Source organism: Undibacterium sp., from assembly GCF_030683615.1.
In the GTDB taxonomy this organism is placed as follows: domain Bacteria; phylum Pseudomonadota; class Gammaproteobacteria; order Burkholderiales; family Burkholderiaceae_D; genus Undibacterium; species Undibacterium umbellatum.
Genome location: NZ_JAUXQE010000038.1, coordinates 188,082 through 208,365, shown reverse-complemented (window position 1 = coordinate 208,365; position 20,284 = coordinate 188,082). Strand labels below are relative to the sequence as shown.

Sequence of the window (20,284 nt, the reverse complement as noted above, 5' to 3'; positions counted from 1 at the left end):
CTTGCTTTATTGATGCGCAGCCAGTGACAAGCCCAGCAAATGCTGTTGCAAGTCATTGTCGTCAGCCAGTGCCTGCATGCCGCCGGTATGCACGACACGGCCATCATCCATGACAGCTACCGTGTCCCCCAGCTTGCGTACGAAATTGAAATTCTGTTCCACCAGCAAAATGGTGGTGTCGCTGGCCTTCAGCTCATTGAAGGCAGCCATCAAGCTAAGGATGATGGCAGGTGCCAGACCCTTGGTCGGCTCATCCACCAGTATCAGTTTGCGTGGCTCAACGATGGCGCGGGCAATCGCAACCATTTGTTTTTGACCGCCGGACAGATTGCCTGCCGGGTAATTCCAAAACTTTTTCAATGCAGGAAAGAAGCCGCATATCCATTCGACTCGGCTGCTATCAAGCGGGCCATTACGTGCTGCCAGTAGCAGGTTTTCTTTGACTGTCAGGTCAGAGAATATCGCCATGCTTTCTGGCACATAGGCAATGCCTAGCTGTGCGATGTCTGGCGTTGCCATGGCAGTGATATCGCGGCCATCAAAATGTATCTTGCCCTGACTGGCTTTCCACAGACCCATGATGGTACGCAGGGTCGTGGTCTTGCCTGCGCCATTGCGGCCCAGCAAAACCGAGAGACCGCCACGCGGCACCTGCATGTCCACACCTTGCAGGATATGATATTCGCCGATATGGGTATGCACACCAGCCAGTGTCAATATAGCTTCAGACATGTTGATCTCCCGTGGTTTCGGGGACGACACCAAGATAAGCTTCCTGCACGATGGCAGACGCCATGACGCTGACAGGTTCACCGTCTGCCACCAGCGCACCATTATGCAAGACGATAATGCGGTCAGCCAGTGAACGCACTACGTCCATCTTATGCTCAACCAGCAAGATGGTTTTCTTGCGTTCGGCCTTGACTTGGTGAATCAGGTCCAGCACCACTGGGACTTCATCAACACTCATGCCTGCCGTAGGCTCATCGAACATCATGATGTCTGGTTCCAGCGCCAGCAGGATAGCGACTTCAAGCTTGCGCTTGTCACCATGTGACAGTGCTGAGACTTTGTCCGACTTGCGGTCTGCCAGTGCAACTTTGTGCAGGTAATGTTCTGCCCGCTTCAACAGACTGGCATGGGAAGACCATAAGGAAAAAATGTTCAAACCCTGGCCTGCCTTGCTTTGCACAGCCAGCCGCACATTTTCGATGACAGACAAATTAGGGAAGAGATTGGTCAGTTGAAACGCCCTGCCTATACCCCTGCGCGTGCGTTCAGCTGCACCCTTGCTCGTGATGTCCACACCAAACAAATGTACACTGCCTGCGCTGGCGGCCAATTGCCCAGACATCAGGTTGAAGTAAGTGGTTTTACCAGCGCCATTCGGGCCTACGATGACAGTCAAAGTACCGGGATAAAAGTCTGCAGTCACTTGATTGACGGCCACATGGCCACCAAACCGTATACTGAGATCACGCGTCGATAGCGAGGGTGAGCCACTCATTTTTCCACCTGCCGTCATCAACGCTTGTTCTTGACCGGGACGGGCAATTCGCTGGCGGGTATTTCTCTGACCAGTTCCAGTAAGTCCCATTCATTTTTCTGGTCTTTCTTGATTTTGAAATGATACATGGATTGCATGGCCTGATGGTCTTCCTTGCGAAAATTCATCTTGCCTTTTGGCGTGTCAAATTCCATGCCTTCCATTGCAGCAATGAGTTTTTCAGTGTCGGTAGATTTGGCTTTGCTGATGGCTGTGTACACTGCACTGGCTGCGGCAAAACCACCGGCAGTGAAGAAATCTGGTGGAGACTTGAAACGTTTGCTGTGTTCAGCGACCAACCAGTCATTCATCTTGTTTTTTGGGAAGTCGTAGTAATAATAAATCGTACCCTGGGTACCGACATAGGTTTTCCAGTTTTTCATGACGGGCAGGATATTGCCACCAGGTGCCAGGGTAATGCCAAAGCGTTCTGGCTTCATATCGGCCAGCTTGTTCATCGGATTAGGGCCAGCCCAGATAATTTGCAAGACACGCGGTTCTGGTTTGTCTTTGAGCACATCAAAAATACGCTGCGCCGCGGCGGTAAAGTCCGTGGTATTTTGTGCGGCATATTCTTCATGGACTATCTTGGCTTTGGCACCAACTGCACCCAGAGCATCCTTGGCTGCTTTCACGCCATCACGACCAAAAGCATAATCCTGCGCCAGGAAGGCGATACTGCCGCCAGACTTGATCGTGCTGGCAGCAGCCAGCCCGTCCTGCATGGAATTGCGGCTGGTGCGGAAGATGTAGCGATTCCATTTTTCGCCGGTGATTGCATCAGCCACAGCAGGCTCGACGATCAGTATTTTTTTGTATTCTTCGGCCACTGGCAGCATGGCAATCGCCGAACCAGAGGAACTGGTGCCAACTGCGATGTCGACCTTGTCGTCACCAAAGGCTTCAGCCAGCGCGGTGCGGCCCAGGTCAGGTTTGCTTTGGTCATCCTTGACAAGGACCTTGATCTTGCGGCCATTGATTTCCATCTTGCCACCGGTCAGGTATTCCAGGCCCATCATGAAGCCGGTTTCAGTTTCCTTGGCATAAGCTTCCAGGGCACCAGTCTTGCCTGCAATCAGGGCAATTTTCAAATCCTGTGCAAGGCTGCTGGCTGAGGCGAATACGCTGCTCAGGGCCAGACTCAGACAGATGAGTTTAAAGCTGTTTTTGTGTTGCATTTTGTCTCCTGCTAGTTTTACGTTGTGGTAAACATGCATTTTGTCAGCGATATTTTTTACGCTTGTTGACAATGCACATAAGCATACTGCAATTCGTCTAATCCACTGAGGCTAAAAATTCCCTGATGGCTTTTTGTGCCTGCGCTTCCATCAGCATGGGGGCATGGCCCACGCCACTCACTTCGGCATATTGCAGGTCGGGTGCCAGGTCTTTCATATAGGCGAGTTGTTCATGCTCCACCAGGTCAGACAGGTCACCGCGTATCAAGAGTGTAGGGCGGTTTCTGGCCAAGCGGCGGAAAGCAAAATTGGCGACCCAGGATTTGCTTTTTAACTGCCCGTTTTGCAAGGGCCTGGCAATATTAGAGTCATATTGCAGTGCCAGCTTTCCATCGACATTCTCGGCGAAAGCCCGCCTGGCCCACTTGCCCCATTCTTCCATGCTATTACCAGGAAAAGCAGACAGGTTGACCTGTCGTATGTAGTGCGTAGCCTCGTCCCAGTCATTCACTTCAACAGTCTTGCCAGCAAACCCGGCTATACGTCCCAAGCCTTTTGCCGACAAAGCTGGTCCTACATCATTGAGAATGGCAGCAGCGATCAAATTCAATTTGCGCGCCGCCACCGTCATGGTGATGAGGCCACCCATAGAAGTACCTATGAACACTGCTCGGCCGATACCCAGGTCGCGGGCGAGCTTGATGACATCATTCGCGTACACGACTGAATTGTAATGATCAGGGTCGGCATCGTGCTGAGAGCGCCCGCGTCCCCTGACATCTACCGCAATCACACGCCTGCCCTGTTCTGCTATCCACGGTGCCAGCTCTTCAAAATCGCCAGAGTTGCGGGTCAGGCCATGAATGCAGATGACTGCACATTTGGCCGGCCCACCACGCGATGCATAATCCCGCGCATACAATTGCAGGCCATCGCTACTGGTAAAGCTGATGTCAGTGAAAGTAGTCACGCAATATCCTCTCGGTGTCACAGACTAGAAACGGTATTCCACCGTGGCTGAGACTGTTCTTGGATTACCATAGAAGGCTGTGGTGCTGCCTTCGAGGCCCAGCGTTGGGAACAGATAACCTGCGACCTTGTACTTGGTATTGCTGAGGTTCTTGCCATGCAAACCAGCACGCAGGCGCTTGTCTGTGCTAGTCCAGACCAGGCTGGCATCCCACAGCGAATAAGCTTCCTGATCCAGCAGTGCATTTGGTGTTTCAAACTGGTTGGTCGCAGCGCGATAGGAATAACTGGAGATCAGCGACAGCGTACCGTTCCTGCCAACCAGGTTCAACGGCCAGTCATAGCTACCAGTCAGGTTGGCCGATTGCTTGGGTGTATTCTGGAATACTTTTTGACTGGCGACATCCACACCAGCGACGATAAATTGCGTGTACTTCGCATCGATATAGCTGAACATGCCAGACAGGCGGAAGGCATCGGTTATACGTGCCGTCGCTTCCAGTTCAAAACCCTTGATGCGCGCCTTGCCGGCATTTGTGGTGACGCCGGCGAAATTATCATCCTTGCCGTCACCATTGGTATCCACCGCGACCGAGCCAGGTATCTGCACGTTTTTGTAATTACTGAAGAACAGTGCAGCATTGGTCATGATGCGACCCTTGTCGAATTGCGACTTCAAACCCAGTTCCACGGTTTCGATTTCCTCCGGCTCGTAACCCATTTTTGCCTTTTCCAGGCTGATCTTGGTGCCAACCACATTCATGCGCGGATCAAAACCACCACCCTTGAAGCCTTGCGACCAGGAAGCATACACATTGTTATCGGCATTGGCTTTCCAGTTCAATGACAGGCGCGGGGTGAACTTGGTATCGGTACGATCAAGATCGCTCTTGGTCAGATTGGTGTCAGTACGGAACAGTATTGCACTTGGGTTACCCATTTCTGGTGAACTCTTGGTACCCAGATATAGTTGACGCAAAACTGCGGCCTGGCGCGTGTCCGAGGTATAACGGCCACCGGCAGAAACGCTGATAGTGTCCGACAAGCTCATGCTGCCATCAGCAAACACAGCCCAGGCCTTGGTGTCAACGTCACCCATGGTAAACACAGACAAGGGCAAGGCACCATTCAGGAGAGTATCGAATTTATTATAGGCATTGGCGTCAATGTAATACACACCGGCCACGCCCTGTATGGTCTTGCCGCTATAGCTGAGTTGTAATTCCTGGCTGAACTGGCGGTTTTTGTAGACGGCTGGTGCTTCCAGGTCAACTACAGGCAGAGAATCAAAATCGATAGGCGCATAAGATGTATCGCGGCGGCTGGCGGTGATGGATTTGAAGGTCAGCTCATTATTGATCTGCCATTCAATCAGGGCAGAACCACCGCTTTGTTTTACTTGCTGCAAATGGCCCAGTGCCGTCGTCAGATTGGCGCGGGTATCAAATACATTGTCGAGTATCGGTGCCTTGCTGGCATTGCTGACGGTCAGGCGATGGCCATTCTTGGGGCTGGAATCATCCTGGCTGGTATCGGCCGATACACGAATGAACAAATTTGAGGACGGTGTAAACTCTGCGCTCAGGCGGGCAGCGGTGACATCCTTGTCATAGTTATCGGCACCCGTGAGCAAGTTCTTGCCATAACCATTACGCTTGAATTTTGCCAGTGATGCACCAACCCGCAGGGTTTCGGATACCGGCAAACTGGCTGTCAGCACTGCATCGGTCTGGCCATAAGTACCTACCGTTGCTTTCAGGCGCACATCGGTTTCCGGCCTCAGTTTGCGCGTCACATATTTGACGGCACCGCCTATGGTATTGCGGCCATACAAAGTCCCCTGAGGACCGCGCAATACTTCTATGCGTTCTACGTCATAGATGTCAGACACCGCGCCTTGCGGACGGGCGATGTAGACATCATCCAGATAAATACCTACACCTGCTTCAAAACCAGCCAGTGGATCTTGTTGGCCGACACCGCGGATGAAGGCCGTCAACGTAGAGTTGGTGGCACGCGAAGCTTTCATGGTGGTGTTGGGCAAGCTCTGTACCAGGCCGATAATGTCAGGAACCGCTGTTTTGGAGAGTTGTTCGGCAGAGTAAGCAGTGACGGAGACCGGCACATCCTGCAGGGATTCTTCACGACGACGGGCAGTTACCAGTACCGTGCTCGGTTCTGCATTGCTGGCTTCAGTGCTTGCTGGAGCTGTTACTGTTTGGGCCTGGCTGATACCGCTACCTGCAACGGTTCCTGATGCGACCAACAATGCTGCAGCGGACCGACGTAAGAATTTCTGCTTTTTCTTGCTCTGGTTCATTTCTGTCTCCTGTATTTTTATGTGCGCCTTATACATGTTGTATGTCGCATGGCACGCAGTGTGCACGGAAAGAAAAATCCTAGAAAGCGTATGCACGCCCACCCTTTGTGCATAAATGCACATCAGAGTGAAGACAGTGCTATTAAAAATGCCCACTTGTTGTGCAAAACCCCCAATTCTTTCATTCTTGAAAAGAAGAAATGGATTAAACCTTGCTGCTGTATGTGCTTTGCCGCACAATTAGCCCCATGAATAGCATGCCTGAATGGACTGACCTGCGTTACTTCCTGGAGCTTGCCCGTGCTGGCACGCTGTCCGGCGCATCACGCCGCCTGGGGGTGGAACATACAACAGTGGCACGTCGAATAGATCGGCTGGAGACCCAACTGGGCTCCACCCTGTTTGACCGCAGCCGTGAAGGATATGAGCTGACCGAGATGGGTCACGCCCTGCTACCCCATGCCGAAGCAATGGAAAGCGCTGCCCTGACTGCCACCGATCAGTTGGGTGCAGCCAGTGTCTCCGCCCATGGCGTAGTACGTCTGGGCGTGCCTGAAATGTTTGGCACTCTGGTCATCGCCCCCTTATTGGTACATCTGCTGAAAGACCATCCTGAGCTGAGTGTGGATTTATTGGTACAACCGCGTTTCGCCAACCTTGCTACGCGCGAGGCAGACCTGGGTGTCATGCTGGACCCACCCAATACCGGACGCTATGTGTTTACCCGTCTGGCTACCTTTCGCTTGAATTTATATGCATCACCAGATTATTTGGCACGCCATCCACCCATCCTGAGTGAGGCCGACCTGGCCGAGCATGAGTTTGTCGATTATGTACAAGATCGCCTGGCCAGTAATGAACTCAACTTTCTCGACAAGCTGGGCTTTACGCCAAAAAGGCGCTTGTGCTGCACAGGCATGATGGCGCAATGTGAAGCCGCTGCGGCTGGCATGGGTCTGATCATGGCGCCGCCATATGCCATCCCGTCCAGCGGTACCTTGGTACCCGTCTTGCAAGACAGCTTTTTTACCGAGCGTTCTTACTGGCTTGCCGCACCCAGTGACTTGTATCGTCTGCAAAGGGTGCGTGTGGTGTGGAACTTGTTGCGTGAATATGCCGAGCAACACCCCTCCCTGTTTATGCATACAGAAAGCAAGAAATCCTGATACGTGGTCTGTGTGTGAAGTAAAAATAGACTAAAATCAGCGCATCTCTACCCATGTCTACACTATAACGACAGCCAAGATTGGATAAGCAATTGCCCACTGCCGCCCTGGATACCAGCCAGCTACAAAACTGGCTAGCCGCCGTCGCCCGCAAAGACGCGCAGGCATTTAAATTACTGTATGACGCCACTTCAGCGAAACTGTTTGGCTTCGCGCTGCGTATATTAGTTAAGCGTGAGTTGGCAGAAGAGGTTTTACAAGAGAGTTTTGTCAACATCTGGAATAACGCGGGCAGTTATCAGACTGGATTGGCAGCACCCATGACCTGGATGACAACGATAGTACGCAATCGCGCTTTCGATCTCTTGCGCCGTGTTGATCACGATGTAGAAATCGATGCTGATAATTTTGATATGGGAATCATGCAAGCCATGGAAAGCACTGAACCGACACCAGCGCAGACGCTGGAATTGACACAGGATGCCAAAGCACTGGCATCCTGTATGTCACGTCTGGAAGGCTTGCACAGACAGGCGATGGCGATGGCATTTTTCCATGATCTGTCGCATAGCGAAGTAGCAGAACACATGAAATTGCCGATAGGGACAGTGAAAACCTGGATCAGACGCGGGCTCGACAAGCTGCGCACCTGCCTCACACGTCTGGAGGCATAATGAATTTACTACAACTCAAAAACAACCCGGCTTTGCAGGAAAAACTGGCCTCTGAATATGTGCTGGGCACCCTGCGCGGTGGCGCACGCCGCCGCTTTGAAGTCTGGCTGAAACAGGATGCGGCCTTGCGCCAGGTGGTCGGCCAATGGGAAGCGCACCTGGTACCCATGGCAGAGTTTGCACCCCCAGTAACAGTACCGCCAAACATCTGGCCAACACTGGAAAAACGTTTGAACCTGAGCACCACCAAAGATCCATTTGCCTACTGGCGCAACTGGGGCAAATTGCGCGAAGACCTGGCTTTCTGGCGCGGCCTGGGCATGTTCTCAACCACTGCCGCCGTGGTACTGGTCTCCGTCTTGCTCAGCAAACAGGCGGATCAGCAGGCGACGCCACAAACCAACTATGTCGCCACTCTGTCAGATGAAAAGGCACAGGCTATCGCTGTAATTACCGGCGACACCAAACGCGGCCAGTTACAGATACGCATGGTGACGGCGCAAAACATCGCTGCTGACAAGAGCCTGGAACTGTGGGCAGTGGGTAAAGACGGCAAAGTCAAATCCCTGGGCCTGGTGGCCGACAAGGGCATCATCACTCTGCCCATGCCTAAAGACATGACCGCAGACAGCGTCCCTTTGCTGGCGGTGACGCTGGAACCCAAAGGTGGATCGGGCAATCCTGAGAAACCGTCTGGGCCGATTATATTTAAGGGTAACTGGGTACAGATCTGATATATCCATCATCAGGGAATGGCATACTCGAATGACGGATAGAGTAACTAGGGCTTGTTGATACGAGCTGTAGCAGTTGAAACAGAAATGAAGGGCGCGCACGCGCAGCATTCTATTTTTAACTGTTACAGTTCATTTGGGTTCTCTATCTGCTTTTCAGTGATATCTGCTGCCTTGCGAATGAGTTGATGAATATCGTCATCCGCTTTGTAGCGCTTTTTAGTTATCGCAGATCAGGAATGCTGCGTGAGTTCACGCCACTTTGTCACGCTACAAGTGCAGCATTGCTTCACTTCTTCATATGGTATGGGAACATATCAATTCATTTTGAAATCACTGAATTCTTCACTCATTTTTCAAAATTAGCTCTCCATTTTTCATGCTGCATCAATGGAAAGGCCGCTTTGCTGGCATGTTTATTCCCAGGTCCTAAAAAATTCCGCACTATTATTGACACTGAAATCGCCCCTGAATTTCACCCTATTTATTTTCCTATTTTATTTATTAAAATGTTGTGACGATCATCACAACCCTACATGGTTTCAGGTGCTACTATCCGGCCAGAATTTGGAAGCAATATAGCAATGTGTTCATTGCAGACTTCCTCATAGCAAACTTGTGCACGGAAAATTTCATGTCCAACACAGCCTCAGATATACAAAAAATATACATTGCTTACTTCGGCCGACCAGCAGATCCTGACGGCCTGGACTACTGGATGAAGCAAAATTTTTCACTGACACAGATCGCAGATAGTTTTGCACAGCAAGTTGAATACAAAAGAAATTTTGACGGTCAAACTATAGAAGCCACACTCAAGCTTATTTATAAAAACCTGTTCCTGCATGATGCCGATGTATCTGGCCTGGCGTATTGGAGCGGGCAGATTAGTAAAGGTGTATTCAGCATAGGGCAAGCTGCACTAGCTATTGCCAATGGCGCTATCGGTGCTGATGCCATCACTCTGACCAGCAAGGGCAGTGCGGCAGCATCATTTACCGCTGAGTTGAAGGGAAGTGAACTGCTGGTTGCTTACCAATACGATGTCGCAGGAGTACTCGGCCCAAGTATAGGCAGAGATTTTCTGAGCCTGGTAAGCAGCCCTGCAACAGCCAGCTTATTGACCGGATATACACATTCCATCGTGACTGATTTAGCCAATGTCCCAGGGGGCTACGGACGTGACCTGATTAATGTACTGGGCCTGGATCTCGCTCAGGGCACACATTTTGTCAAAGGCGATGTCAGCCTGGTAAGTGGATCAGGAGACGATGTCTTTCACATTACAGATGCACAATATGCCATGGGCACCACTATCGATGGCGGCGCCGGTGCGGACACACTGGATCTGGGCGTATTGACCGGCAGCAGAAATCTCAGCAGGGTCAGTAATATTGAAACCATCGTGGTCAACGGCGGCATTGCCGACTTTTTTGTAAATGCGGATGGTGCCGGGATCACGCTCAATATCACCAAAGATGTCAGCCTCAGAATTCTCCAGCTCGGTAGTGGCGGACAAACTCTGAATCTGCTTGGCACAGGTAACAGTCATGTTGGCATCATCGGTAGCACATCGGCGGATACCATCAAACTATCTGCCACTGGGACGGGTGTAGATAGAATCGTTGCCAAAGGTTCCTTATTGGGTGACGGCACAACGGATACCATATTCAATTTCAAGGCCGCCGGTAGCGATCTGTTCTCGACGGGGGTCAAGGCCACCAGCCTGAACAATCTCACGATCGCTGCGGCCGATACTGCACAATTAGCCAGCGTCATTAATGAGGCCGCCACCAGCGCAGGTAGTCCCTTGAATATCGCCAGCCAGGCTCTTTATATTACAGTTAAATCCGGCACGGCCGCTGGCAACTACGCTTTTGAAAACATAGGCAGTAACTTGAGTGCAGTCGATGCTGGTGATTTGATCGTAAAACTGGTGGGCAATGGCAGCATCGTTGTGACTGACTTTGTGCTTTGACCTGAATTTTGGCGAAGCAAACGAAAGTGTTTCGGCTGTCGGGCCGAGACATGGTTTGTATCCGCAGAGGGTAACCGCTTTAATTAAAGTACGGCATGCAACAAACGCCGCCAGGCTCCTGCCTACGCAGGAGCGACGATAACTAGAGCGCGGTTCTTTTCTATCAATAGCCAGCAATCCCAATCAACAATCGCCAATTGAGAAAAATGCCTATCAAGTCCTGGCTGGCAACAAAGTCCCCACCACCTCACCAAACCCTATCCGCGCACAACCCTCTTTCTGCGCCCAGCCGCGCATGATGATGGCATCTCCATCTTCCATAAATATGCGTTGCTCGCCATTGCTAAAGGTCAGCGCCTTCTTGCCACCTTCAGTGAGTTCCAATAAAGAACCTGCCTCTTCTGCCAATGGCCCAGATTGCGTACCCGACCCCAGTAAATCACCAGGATTGAGATTACAACCGTTGACCGTATGATGGGTGACCAGTTGCGCTATCGTCCAGTATGAATGGCGGAAATTAGACAGAGACAAGCGCTCTGCCGGTGCACCGTCAGAGCGCATTTTTTCTGTCTGCAACAAGACTTCGAGTTGTATATCGAAGGCACCGCTTTCACGCAAATCTGGTGTATCCAGATAAGCCATGGGTTGCGGATCTTCTGCGTCGCGCGTCCAGGCATGACGATATGGTGCCAGGGCTTCCAGCGTCACTACCCAGGGAGAAATAGTAGAAGCAAAATTCTTTGCCAGGAATGGGCCCAAGGGCTGATATTCCCAGGCCTGCACATCGCGTGCTGACCAGTCATTCAACAGGCATAGGCCAAAAATATGGGATTCTGCCTTGTCCATGTTGATGACATCGCCCAGGGCATTGCCGGGGCCGACGAAGATGCCGATTTCCATTTCATAATCCATGCGCTTGGCAGGGCCAAACACCGGAGTATCAGAAGTAGGTGGCTTGGTCTGGCCCACCGGGCGGCGGAATTGCTGCCCTGATACGCCTATGGACGATGCACGGCCATGGTAGCCAATAGGCACCCACTTGTAATTCGGCAGCAGAGGATTATCCGGGCGGAACAATTTACCGACAGCCGTCGCATGATGGACGGAGGTATAAAAATCGGTGTAATCACCAATCTGCGCAGGCAAGGCAAATTCAGCTGCGCCTTGCGCCAGCAGGCAGGCTTGCAACGCACCTTGCTGACTTGCTCCTTCGCGCAGAACGCGTGACAAAGCCAGCCGTAATGCGGACCAGACCGGCGCACCCAAGCCCATCAGGGCATTCAGGTTACTGGCATTGACGGCATTGGTGAAATGCCCACCCTGCAATTCTGTGTAACCAGCAAAGGCGTGGGCTGCATGGGCGGCTGCCAGATCCAGCACCTGGTCTCCGATGGCAACACCGATTCGAAATGCCTGGTTGCTGCCCTGGCGACGGAACACGCCATATGGCAGGTTTTGCAGAGGGAAATCGGTGCCAGTCTGATTAGCCGAGGCGACCCAGCTACGCAAGCTGACATCATGGGTTTCGTTAAGTTGTACCGTCATTTATTTTTGCTCCGGATTAAAATTCTTCTTGATACCTTGCCAGCACTGGTAATAGTCAGCCTGCAATTGCGCGGCTTCCATGGCTGCGCGGGTAGGTTTGATGATATTACGCGTTTCTATCATAAAGGCCATCGTATCATCGACTTTATGTGGTTTGCTGGTATCTGCCGAGGATGCCTTGTCAAACGTCGGCGCATCCGGTCCATGGCCGCTCATGCAATTATGCAAGCTGCAACCACCAGGACGGAAGCCGGTCGACTTGGCATCATACTGACCGTGGATGAGGCCCATGAATTCACTGGCGATATTGCGGTGGAACCAGGGTGGGCGGAAAGTATTTTCTGCCGCCAGCCAGCGTGGCGGGAAGATCACAAAGTCGATGGTGTCCACACCTGGTGTATCACTGACTGCCTGCAAGACCAGGAATATCGATGGGTCTGGATGATCGTAACTGATAGAGCCTATGGTATTGAAGTGGCGCAAATCATATTTGTAAGGCGCAAAATTGCCGTGCCAGGCGACCACATCCAGTGGTGAATGACCTATTTTTGCCGACCACAGATTACCACTGAACTTGGCCAGCAATTCAAAATCACCTTCCTTGTCTTCATACCAGGCAACCGGAATTTGAAAATCACGCGGATTGGCCAGGCCGTTGGAACCTATGACGCCCAAGTCAGGAAGTTTCAGCATGGAACCAAAGTTTTCACAAACATAACCACGTGCCTCACCATCTGGCAGTTGCACCTGGAAGCGCACGCCACGCGGTATCACGGCGATTTCTTGCGGCTCTATATCGAGCAAACCCATTTCAGTACGAATATGCAAGCGGCCTTGCTGGGGGATGATGAGCAATTCAGCATCGGCGTTGTAGTAAAACCGCGTCGTCATGTCACGGTTGGCCGTGTAGATATGGATGGCGCAACCAGTCTGGCCATCGGCTGAACCATTGCCTGCCATCGTCAGCCAGCCATCAATGAAGTCTGTCGCTTCAGAAGGGATGGGCAAAGGGTCCCAGCGCAATTGATTTGGCGTACTCGGTACCGCTGCGAAGTCATTCGTCATACGGCCATTGCTGACTTGCTTAAACGGCTGGTGCATGGCAGCTGGACGTATGCGATAAAACCAGGAACGGCGATTGGCATGGCGCGGGGCCGTAAAGGCAGTACCGGAAATTTGCTCAGCATACAGGCCGTAGGCACATTTCTGGGGTGAATTCTGGTTTCTGGGCAAGGCATCTGGCAATGCCTCGCTGGCAAATTCGTTGGCGAAACCAGTCTGGTACTGAAGTTGAACTTCTCTTGCGTCGTGCTTGCTCATGGCGTTTCCTGCAATGTGAGTTTTGTACAGCTGCACTTTAATGCAAAGTCTCTCGTTTTACGATATAAATACAAAAATGTACTACATTCACAGAATCAATAATACTGGACAATGAGACTGGAACATAATGCTGGAACCCAAAGACATAGACCTGAACTTACTGGTGGTCTTCCAGGAAGTCTATCAAGATCGCCAGATATCTTCTGTCGCCCGCAAACTGGGCTTGTCACAGCCCGCAGTCAGCAATGCCCTGGCCAGGTTGCGACGCAGCTTTGATGATGAATTATTTGTCCGTACGGCAACAGGCATGCAACCCACAGCGCTGGCGGAACGACTGGCCGAACCGGTGGCGCTGGCCTTGACCCATATCACTCAGGCCCTGAACCGCCAGGAAAATTTTGACCCCGCCAGCAGCAAGCGCCATTTCACCATTGCCATGACCGACGTCGGTGAAGTGTATTTCATGCCTATTCTGGCAGAATTCCTGCGTACCCAGGCACCTCAGGTACAGTTATCGACAGTGCGCGCCAGTGATATTGATTTAAAAACAGAAATGGAGTCGGGCCGGGTAGATCTTGCCATAGGGGCATTTGATCACCTATCCGATGCCTGGTACCAGCGCCGCCTGTTCAAGCAAAACTATGTCTGCATGTTCCGGCAAAGCCACCCGCTGGCGGCCGATAAGCTGGAGATGAAGGATTTTCAGGCCGCGCGCCATTTAATTGTTGACTCAAAAGAAAATCCTTATGCCAAGGTCAACCAAAGCCTGGAAAAAGCGGGGGTCATTGCCTCCGCTCATTTACGCGTGCCGCATTTTGTTGCTGTACCGTACATCGTCAGTTGCAATGATTTGCTGGTGACCGTGCCGCAAAAACTGGCCGAGCGTGCTGCCGCCCCTTTTGGCCTGTGCTATGTCAAACCGCCGTTACGTTTACCAGCCCTGCAAACCAATATGTTCTGGCACAGACGCTACAATCAGGATGCCGGCAATCAGTGGCTGCGCGGGCTGATCTCTGCACGGTTTCTTGAATAAAGCCTGGCATTGCTGAAATTCCTTCATGCAAAGTCTGAAAGCTTTTCTGCCATGCCTTGACGCTTATCTCATACACTAGTCTTACTACTTAATTAGCTGGAGTCCCTCATGCCCGTCATCACCTGTGTAGAAGACTTACGCCTGCTGGCACAAAAACGTGTCCCTAAAGCATTTTATGATTATGCTGACAGCGGCTCTTACACAGAATCGACTTACAAGGCCAATACCAGTGACTTGGCAGCCATCAAGCTCAGGCAGCGGGTTGCCATCAATGTAGAACACCGCACGACCCGCACGACAATGATAGGCCAGGAAGTTGCCATGCCGGTGGCGATAGCACCGACCGGCCTGACCGGCATGCAATGGGCCAATGGTGAAATGCTGGGGGCGATTGCGGCAGAAAAATTTGGCATCCCCTTCACGCTGTCGACCATGAGCATCTGCTCTATAGAAGATGTGGCCAGCGTGACTACCAAGCCTTTCTGGTTCCAGTTGTATGTCATGCGTGACCGCGGTTTTGTCAAGGAACTCATACAAAGGGCAAGAAATGCCAAATGCTCAGCCCTTGTGCTCACCCTGGATTTGCAGATTCTGGGGCAGCGTCATAAAGACTTGAAAAATGGCATGTCCGTGCCACCCAAGCTGACACTGGCGAATGTCATCGACCTGGCCACCAAGCCAGGCTGGGCCTTGCGTGCCTTAACTGGCCGCAAGACCTTTGGCAATCTGGTTGGTCATGTCAAAGGCGGAGACGGCATAGTCACACTGAGCCAATGGACTGCCAGCCAGTTCGACCCTACCTTGAGCTGGGACGATGTGGCCTGGATCAAAAAAGAATGGGGTGGCAAGCTGATATTGAAAGGCATACTGGATGTTGAAGATGCAAAGCTGGCGGTAGCAGCAGGTGCCGACGCCATTGTCGTCAGCAATCATGGCGGCCGCCAGCTTGATGGTGCTATGTCCTCAATACAGGCTCTACCCGCAATTGTCGATGCGGTAGGTCATCAGACTGAAGTCTGGTTTGATGGCGGAATACGCACAGGACAAGACATATTGAAAGCCACTGCTCTGGGTGCCAAAGGCAGCATGATAGGCCGTGCCTTTTTGTATGGCCTGGGCGCCATGGGTGAAGCGGGTGTCACCAAGATGCTGGAAATTTTGCAAAAAGAACTCGATGTCAGCATGGCCTTGACAGGCACCAAGGATATTCGTGAAGTAAACGCATCCAATATCATAGGATCTTAAATTTTCAGAATGCTATTTCCGTTCTAACACTGAGTACCCAGGCTTTCTTCAGACTGGCATCCATATTCGGATTGAAAACGCATTGCACCACTGGCTGTACCACCAGCCAGGGACGTACCTGCATTTTATAAGTGGCCTCTGCAACAGCTTCAAAATTATCTGTATGGTTGAGCTTGCGGTATTTTTCACTGGCATGGGCATAGGTCATACCCAAAGCAAGCTGATCCTCCGCACGCCCGTCGAAAAAACCTACATAATTCAAGCCAAGATTCACTGACCAGTCAGACTGGTTGATATCTTTTTGTGCTGTACCAAAACGCAAGAAGCCTTGCAGCCCCTGGCCGGGATGACCGGCTTTTGGCAGCAACGTGCGTTCAGTCAGGATATACCAGCCGAAATTCTTGCGTTGCAAAGGCTTGCCATTTTCATCCGGGCTGCTGATCTCATCAAAATGACTGCTATAGCGCCATATGCCTATGGCAGTCTTGTTGAGTGCCTTGTCATCACCACCCGGCTTTTCACCAAAATGTCCGGCCTCTGCTATCAGCAAGACACCATCCCCCTTGGCAAACTTGACGTGGGTACCACGCGGATTTTCTGGATCACCCGGCACGCCATCAAGTACGGCTACTTGAAGATAAGTGTTCTTGTCCACAGATTTGTAACGGACACGTGTAGCAAATGATGCCACGGGATAGATAGGTGGGCCATTCTTGCCAGTTTGCGCAACTGAAATATTCATGCCCATGGCTGGTTGCAAAAATACACCCGAGCTATCAGTCACATAAAATTCAGTATCAATTGCATACATGCCAAGCAATACTGCCAGCCTGTCGTCAAGAATATTCTTTTCCAGCCACAATGCAGAAAACTGGGCGGTATTGGTATTGACTTCAATATTATCAACACCGATGAAGCTACCAACTTTTTGTATATTTGGTTTGCCGCCCAGTTCGCTATGAAATTGAGCATAGGCAGTCCAGCCGTCCCATCCCATCAGTTTGTTCAGTTCGAGACGTATCCTGGAATCGGTATATGATAGCCATTTGGTACCAGTGGCGATACCACCATCTTGGTTGCGGACGATGTCGCTACGATGTGTGAAATCCAGACTGATACCCCGATCCAGCCAGGTCTGGCGTTGGCCATTCCAGTCGCCTGTGAGGGTAGTCAGATTCAAGTCTCTGCCGTCATCTTCTGCATGAGCGGAGATATGAAAGGCACAGTTGAGACAGAGCAGCAGTCCCAGCGAGAAAATGCCAGACTTCAGGGTCTTTCTCATAGGCAGCTCTATAAAATATAAAATTCATCAGCGAGTCACAAAAATATGTTTTTTCGTTCATATAAGATGTGAGCCATTTGCAGACTTTCACTCCTATTCTACTAAAAAAATAGCTTTTCCTTTAAAATTTTTGAGCTGCAGAAGATAAAAAAAGCATGGGCTCGCCCATGCTTTTTTTCTATTTATGGTGATCGGACCCATGAATTTTCATGGGCACTTTTCATTGCTTAAGTTTCCACTTAAGCGACCTGGCGTTGCAATTGATTTTGCGACTCAACCAGTTGCAGATTATCGCCATCAATCAGGATGCGGCGCGGTTTGTGCGCTTCTGGAATTTCACGCACCAGTTCGATATTCAGCAAGCCATTGTCAAGACGCGCACTGACGACTTTGACGTGATCGGCCAGGCGGAAACGATGTTCAAAGTCACGTGAGGCAATGCCACGGTGCAGGAAATTGCGCGTGCCTTCTGCTTTCTGGCGGCGACCAACAATTTTCAAGGTGTCACGTTCGGTTTCTATGTCGATTTCGCTGCGGTCAAAGCCTGCAACTGCCATGGTGATTGCATATTTATCTTCTGCAATCAGCTCGATATTATAGGGGGGATAGCTGGGTGCAGCTTCAGTACGTTGTGCATCATCAAACAACTGTGCGAGACGGTCAAAACCGATAGCGGAACGATACAGAGGAGCGAAGTCAAAATTACGCATGATAATATCCTTATAAATTGAAGCGATATAAATTAAATGTTTGGAAACTTTTCTTAAAACTACTACTGCTTACTTTCTTCAGCAGACCTCAGCTTCGAGCATCTGCTGAATAGAAAATGGCGCTGGCTTACATAGTTTCAAGACCCCAATATCAAATTTTTTCACTTCAATAAAATCGACAATAAATTGACAACTAAGCGAAAAAAATAGGCGACTGTTCTCACCAGCAACATGTGCAACAGTCGGCAAGAACCAACAGGAAACAGGTATGGCCAAGCTTTACTTCAGATATTCAGCAATGAACGCAGGAAAATCCACGGCACTTTTGCAAGTGGCACACAATTACGAAGAGCAGGGACAAAAAGTCCGTCTCTACACCGCTGCCATCGATAACCGATATGGCGCAGGCAAAGTCACTTCCCGTCTGGGGCCGCAAAGGCAGGCCGAAGTTTTTGATACCCATTTTGATTTTCTGGCAGAAGCGCCGAAAGTAAGTTGCGTGCTGGTGGATGAGGCGCAGTTCCTGTCGGCTGATCAGGTAAGGCAATTGCATCAGTTGGCGCAAGTACACGGCGTGCCGGTGATTTGCTACGGCTTGCGCAGCGACTTCCTGGGTGAGCCATTTACTGGCTCTACTTATCTACTGGCACTGGCCGATGATATCGAAGAACTGAAAAACATCTGCGCCTGTGGCAAGAAGGCAACGATGAATATTCGTGTCGATGAAAATGGTCGGCGCATGAAATCTGGCGAGCAAATTGATATTGGCGGAAATGAACGCTATCAGCATGTGTGCGGCCGTTGTTTTTACGCCGGATAGAAAGAGAGCAGGCCATCAGCCTGCTCTTTTTCTACTCTTCTACTGCGCTTTACAGCACCTTCAAAAACTCAGTCAAATCAATAATTTCCTGCGGCGTCAAACCCATATTGAAACGCCTGTCATAGAACCTGACGACGTCGCTTATTTCGACCATGCCGCCATTATGAAAATACGGTGAACGGGATTCTATGGCACGCAAACTAGGCACTTTGAAGCGGCCTATATCCTTCCATTTACCTGTCGCCATGGCACTGCCTGGATCAGTCGTTTCTACAGTTTCACCAGTCAGTTTATTCCTGAGTGTGTACAAGGGCATGTCAGGGGTGCGCAAACTGGCATCTGATACGCCGGTATTGAACAGGCGGGGCACTGAATGCGAGCCCACATTGCCTACGCTATGGCAACTGGCGCAAGTTGCGCGCTGCAAAGGCAAACGCAACTCATCATTGAAGCCAGCTACTCCTCTGATATTGAAAGGCTTGTTATTGAAAATCTGCTCGCCCCTGGCGATGGATGCCCTGACAATATTGATCGCTGTTGGCGGCTGTGGTGGCTGCTGCGGACGTCCTTGCACAGGTGGATTTGGTGGTGTTGGCCTGTCAAGTCCACGCCAGTTCGTAAACATGTTCATGACGTTGCGATCAAATGGCGCACCCGTGACATAATCACCGACATCGAGATCATTGATACCGAAATAAAAATTGTTCTTTGCGAGTTCTGCAGGGCCACCTCTTGCTCCAGCATCGGTCAGATTACCGGCAACCAGGCTGCTGACTTGAGCAGTGAATAGCGTCTTTTCAAAATCGACTATGCTTCGCTGTTCTGCAGCCGTCAAACCTTGTGCTGCTTGTGCATGTCCAGTAACGGCGCTGTTCGACTGATGCAGCAAGTCGAAATCGGTGCTGGAAAAACACTGCAAAGGCCGGCTATTGCGTATGCAGAGATTAGACCTGGCGTCAGCAAAAGTTTCACGACCATCCCACATTACTGTGCTCAGAAATTTCAGATTAGTAGTCGGCATCGGTCTGCGAAACAAGGACAGTTCTTTTGCGCTGGCATAGCCATAAGGGTCATCCGCCTTGACCAGAGTAAATTCAGCATCGGCAGGCACAGCCAAACCGACCCGGATTAACCCCTTGGTCAACAGCATGCTATAGGCCAGGCGCTTTTGATCTATGCTAGCCACCATGGCATTGGGTGAGTTTGCCCCGTCCACCAGCCTGAAAACCGGATCGTCGCCATTGCTTTGTGCAAATCTCGCCTGCAAGGAGTCGGGGCTGATACTCCAGCCCTGGCTTTCCTGATGACAGGTAGCGCAACTGCGGCCATTGCCAAAAGCTTTAAAAAAAGCATTGTTCTTGTCTATACTACCCGTGGTTGACACCGTCAAAGCGGCACCCTCTTCATTGGCAAAAGGTATCAATGTGGCTTGGTCTGGTGGTGGCGCAGCCGAACCGGGAGCCGAACCGGGAGCCGGAGCTGGCGCGTTCAATGCCGTTAACATTGTGTCTGGCGGTACAGCTTGCGCGGCAGCATTGTCAGTCGATCCTGTCGTACTATTGCCCCCGCAGGCAGCCAGATTCAACAAAGTGAATATGGCAATGGAAATTTGCGCCCTGCGTTTGCTGGGCAGCCACTGTAATTGTGCAGATAAATTCATGTTGAGTCTCCCTAAGAGTGTCATTTTTCCTACTCAAGAACCGGACATACCCATATCCAGGATCTGAGACTGAATGCAGGATGTCTCCTGAATGTGAAGAAAAG

The 20,284-nt window shown here is 51.0% G+C and carries 18 protein-coding genes; 8 read left to right on the top strand and 10 right to left on the bottom strand.

The annotated features are described in order from the left end of the window. Positions 1-6: 6 nt before the first annotated feature. The 5 genes from Q8K39_RS21940 to Q8K39_RS21920 form a co-directional block, all read right to left on the bottom strand. Positions 7-732, bottom strand: coding sequence for an ABC transporter ATP-binding protein (locus Q8K39_RS21940; protein WP_305263320.1), 726 nt, complete (start codon positions 730-732; stop codon positions 7-9). After that, positions 725-1,507 carry an ABC transporter ATP-binding protein gene (locus Q8K39_RS21935; protein ID WP_305263319.1) on the bottom strand — a complete coding sequence of 261 codons (783 nt, stop codon included), beginning with the start codon at positions 1,505-1,507 and terminating at the stop codon, positions 725-727. Before Q8K39_RS21935 ends, Q8K39_RS21940 begins: the two co-directional genes overlap by 8 nt. A gap of 17 nt (positions 1,508-1,524) precedes the next feature. After that, positions 1,525-2,724: a substrate-binding domain-containing protein gene (locus tag Q8K39_RS21930; protein WP_305263318.1), complete on the bottom strand. Its 1,200-nt coding sequence runs from the start codon at positions 2,722-2,724 to the stop codon at positions 1,525-1,527. A 97-nt stretch (positions 2,725-2,821) separates the two neighbouring features. Next, positions 2,822-3,694, bottom strand: coding sequence for an alpha/beta fold hydrolase (locus Q8K39_RS21925; RefSeq protein WP_305263317.1), 873 nt, complete (start codon positions 3,692-3,694; stop codon positions 2,822-2,824). A gap of 24 nt (positions 3,695-3,718) precedes the next feature. Continuing rightward, positions 3,719-6,013 (bottom strand): TonB-dependent receptor, encoded by a 2,295-nt coding sequence (locus Q8K39_RS21920; RefSeq protein WP_305263316.1) that lies wholly within the window; start codon positions 6,011-6,013, stop codon positions 3,719-3,721. Positions 6,014-6,261: 248 nt separating this feature from the next. On the opposite strand from Q8K39_RS21920, the gene Q8K39_RS21915 reads away from it, so the two are divergent. From Q8K39_RS21915 to Q8K39_RS21895, 5 genes are all read left to right on the top strand, one after another. Further along, positions 6,262-7,179 carry a LysR family transcriptional regulator gene (locus Q8K39_RS21915; protein ID WP_305263315.1) on the top strand — a complete coding sequence of 306 codons (918 nt, stop codon included), beginning with the start codon at positions 6,262-6,264 and terminating at the stop codon, positions 7,177-7,179. Between the two features lie 92 nt (positions 7,180-7,271). After that, positions 7,272-7,853, top strand: coding sequence for a sigma-70 family RNA polymerase sigma factor (locus Q8K39_RS21910; protein WP_305263314.1), 582 nt, complete (start codon positions 7,272-7,274; stop codon positions 7,851-7,853). Next, positions 7,853-8,587: an anti-sigma factor domain-containing protein gene (locus Q8K39_RS21905; protein ID WP_305263313.1), complete on the top strand. Its 735-nt coding sequence runs from the start codon at positions 7,853-7,855 to the stop codon at positions 8,585-8,587. Before Q8K39_RS21910 ends, Q8K39_RS21905 begins: the two co-directional genes overlap by 1 nt. Before the next feature lie 188 nt (positions 8,588-8,775). Then, positions 8,776-9,105 (top strand): hypothetical protein, encoded by a 330-nt coding sequence (locus tag Q8K39_RS21900; RefSeq protein WP_305263312.1) that lies wholly within the window; start codon positions 8,776-8,778, stop codon positions 9,103-9,105. 116 nt (positions 9,106-9,221) lie between these two features. Then, positions 9,222-10,565 carry a hypothetical protein gene (locus Q8K39_RS21895; RefSeq protein ID WP_305263311.1) on the top strand — a complete coding sequence of 448 codons (1,344 nt, stop codon included), beginning with the start codon at positions 9,222-9,224 and terminating at the stop codon, positions 10,563-10,565. A 213-nt stretch (positions 10,566-10,778) separates the two neighbouring features. On the opposite strand, the gene fahA is transcribed toward Q8K39_RS21895, so the two are convergent. Continuing rightward, positions 10,779-12,110: a fumarylacetoacetase gene (gene fahA, locus Q8K39_RS21890; protein ID WP_305263310.1), complete on the bottom strand. Its 1,332-nt coding sequence runs from the start codon at positions 12,108-12,110 to the stop codon at positions 10,779-10,781. Continuing rightward, entirely contained in the window at positions 12,111-13,430 is a 1,320-nt protein-coding gene (gene hmgA / locus Q8K39_RS21885; RefSeq protein ID WP_305263309.1) for a homogentisate 1,2-dioxygenase, read from the bottom strand. Positions 13,431-13,557: 127 nt separating this feature from the next. Between hmgA and Q8K39_RS21880 the strand changes: the two genes are divergently transcribed. After that, the gene (locus Q8K39_RS21880; RefSeq protein ID WP_305263308.1) at positions 13,558-14,463 is read left to right on the top strand and encodes a LysR family transcriptional regulator; all 906 of its coding nucleotides are present in this window, start codon (positions 13,558-13,560) and stop codon (positions 14,461-14,463) included. Positions 14,464-14,571: 108 nt separating this feature from the next. After that, entirely contained in the window at positions 14,572-15,708 is a 1,137-nt protein-coding gene (locus Q8K39_RS21875) for an alpha-hydroxy acid oxidase (protein ID WP_305263307.1), read from the top strand. Positions 15,709-15,712: 4 nt separating this feature from the next. Here the strand turns inward: Q8K39_RS21875 and Q8K39_RS21870 are convergent, their stop codons facing one another. Next, complete coding sequence (locus Q8K39_RS21870; protein ID WP_305263306.1) at positions 15,713-16,990, bottom strand: carbohydrate porin; 1,278 nt, start codon at positions 16,988-16,990, stop codon at positions 15,713-15,715. Positions 16,991-17,229: 239 nt separating this feature from the next. Next, positions 17,230-17,700, bottom strand: coding sequence for an Hsp20 family protein (locus Q8K39_RS21865; RefSeq protein WP_186954009.1), 471 nt, complete (start codon positions 17,698-17,700; stop codon positions 17,230-17,232). Between the two features lie 268 nt (positions 17,701-17,968). Between Q8K39_RS21865 and Q8K39_RS21860 the strand changes: the two genes are divergently transcribed. Beyond that, positions 17,969-18,520 carry a thymidine kinase gene (locus Q8K39_RS21860; RefSeq protein WP_186954008.1) on the top strand — a complete coding sequence of 184 codons (552 nt, stop codon included), beginning with the start codon at positions 17,969-17,971 and terminating at the stop codon, positions 18,518-18,520. A 49-nt stretch (positions 18,521-18,569) separates the two neighbouring features. On the opposite strand, the gene Q8K39_RS21855 is transcribed toward Q8K39_RS21860, so the two are convergent. Beyond that, complete coding sequence (locus tag Q8K39_RS21855) at positions 18,570-20,180, bottom strand: cytochrome C (RefSeq protein WP_305263305.1); 1,611 nt, start codon at positions 20,178-20,180, stop codon at positions 18,570-18,572. Positions 20,181-20,284 lie beyond the last annotated feature (104 nt).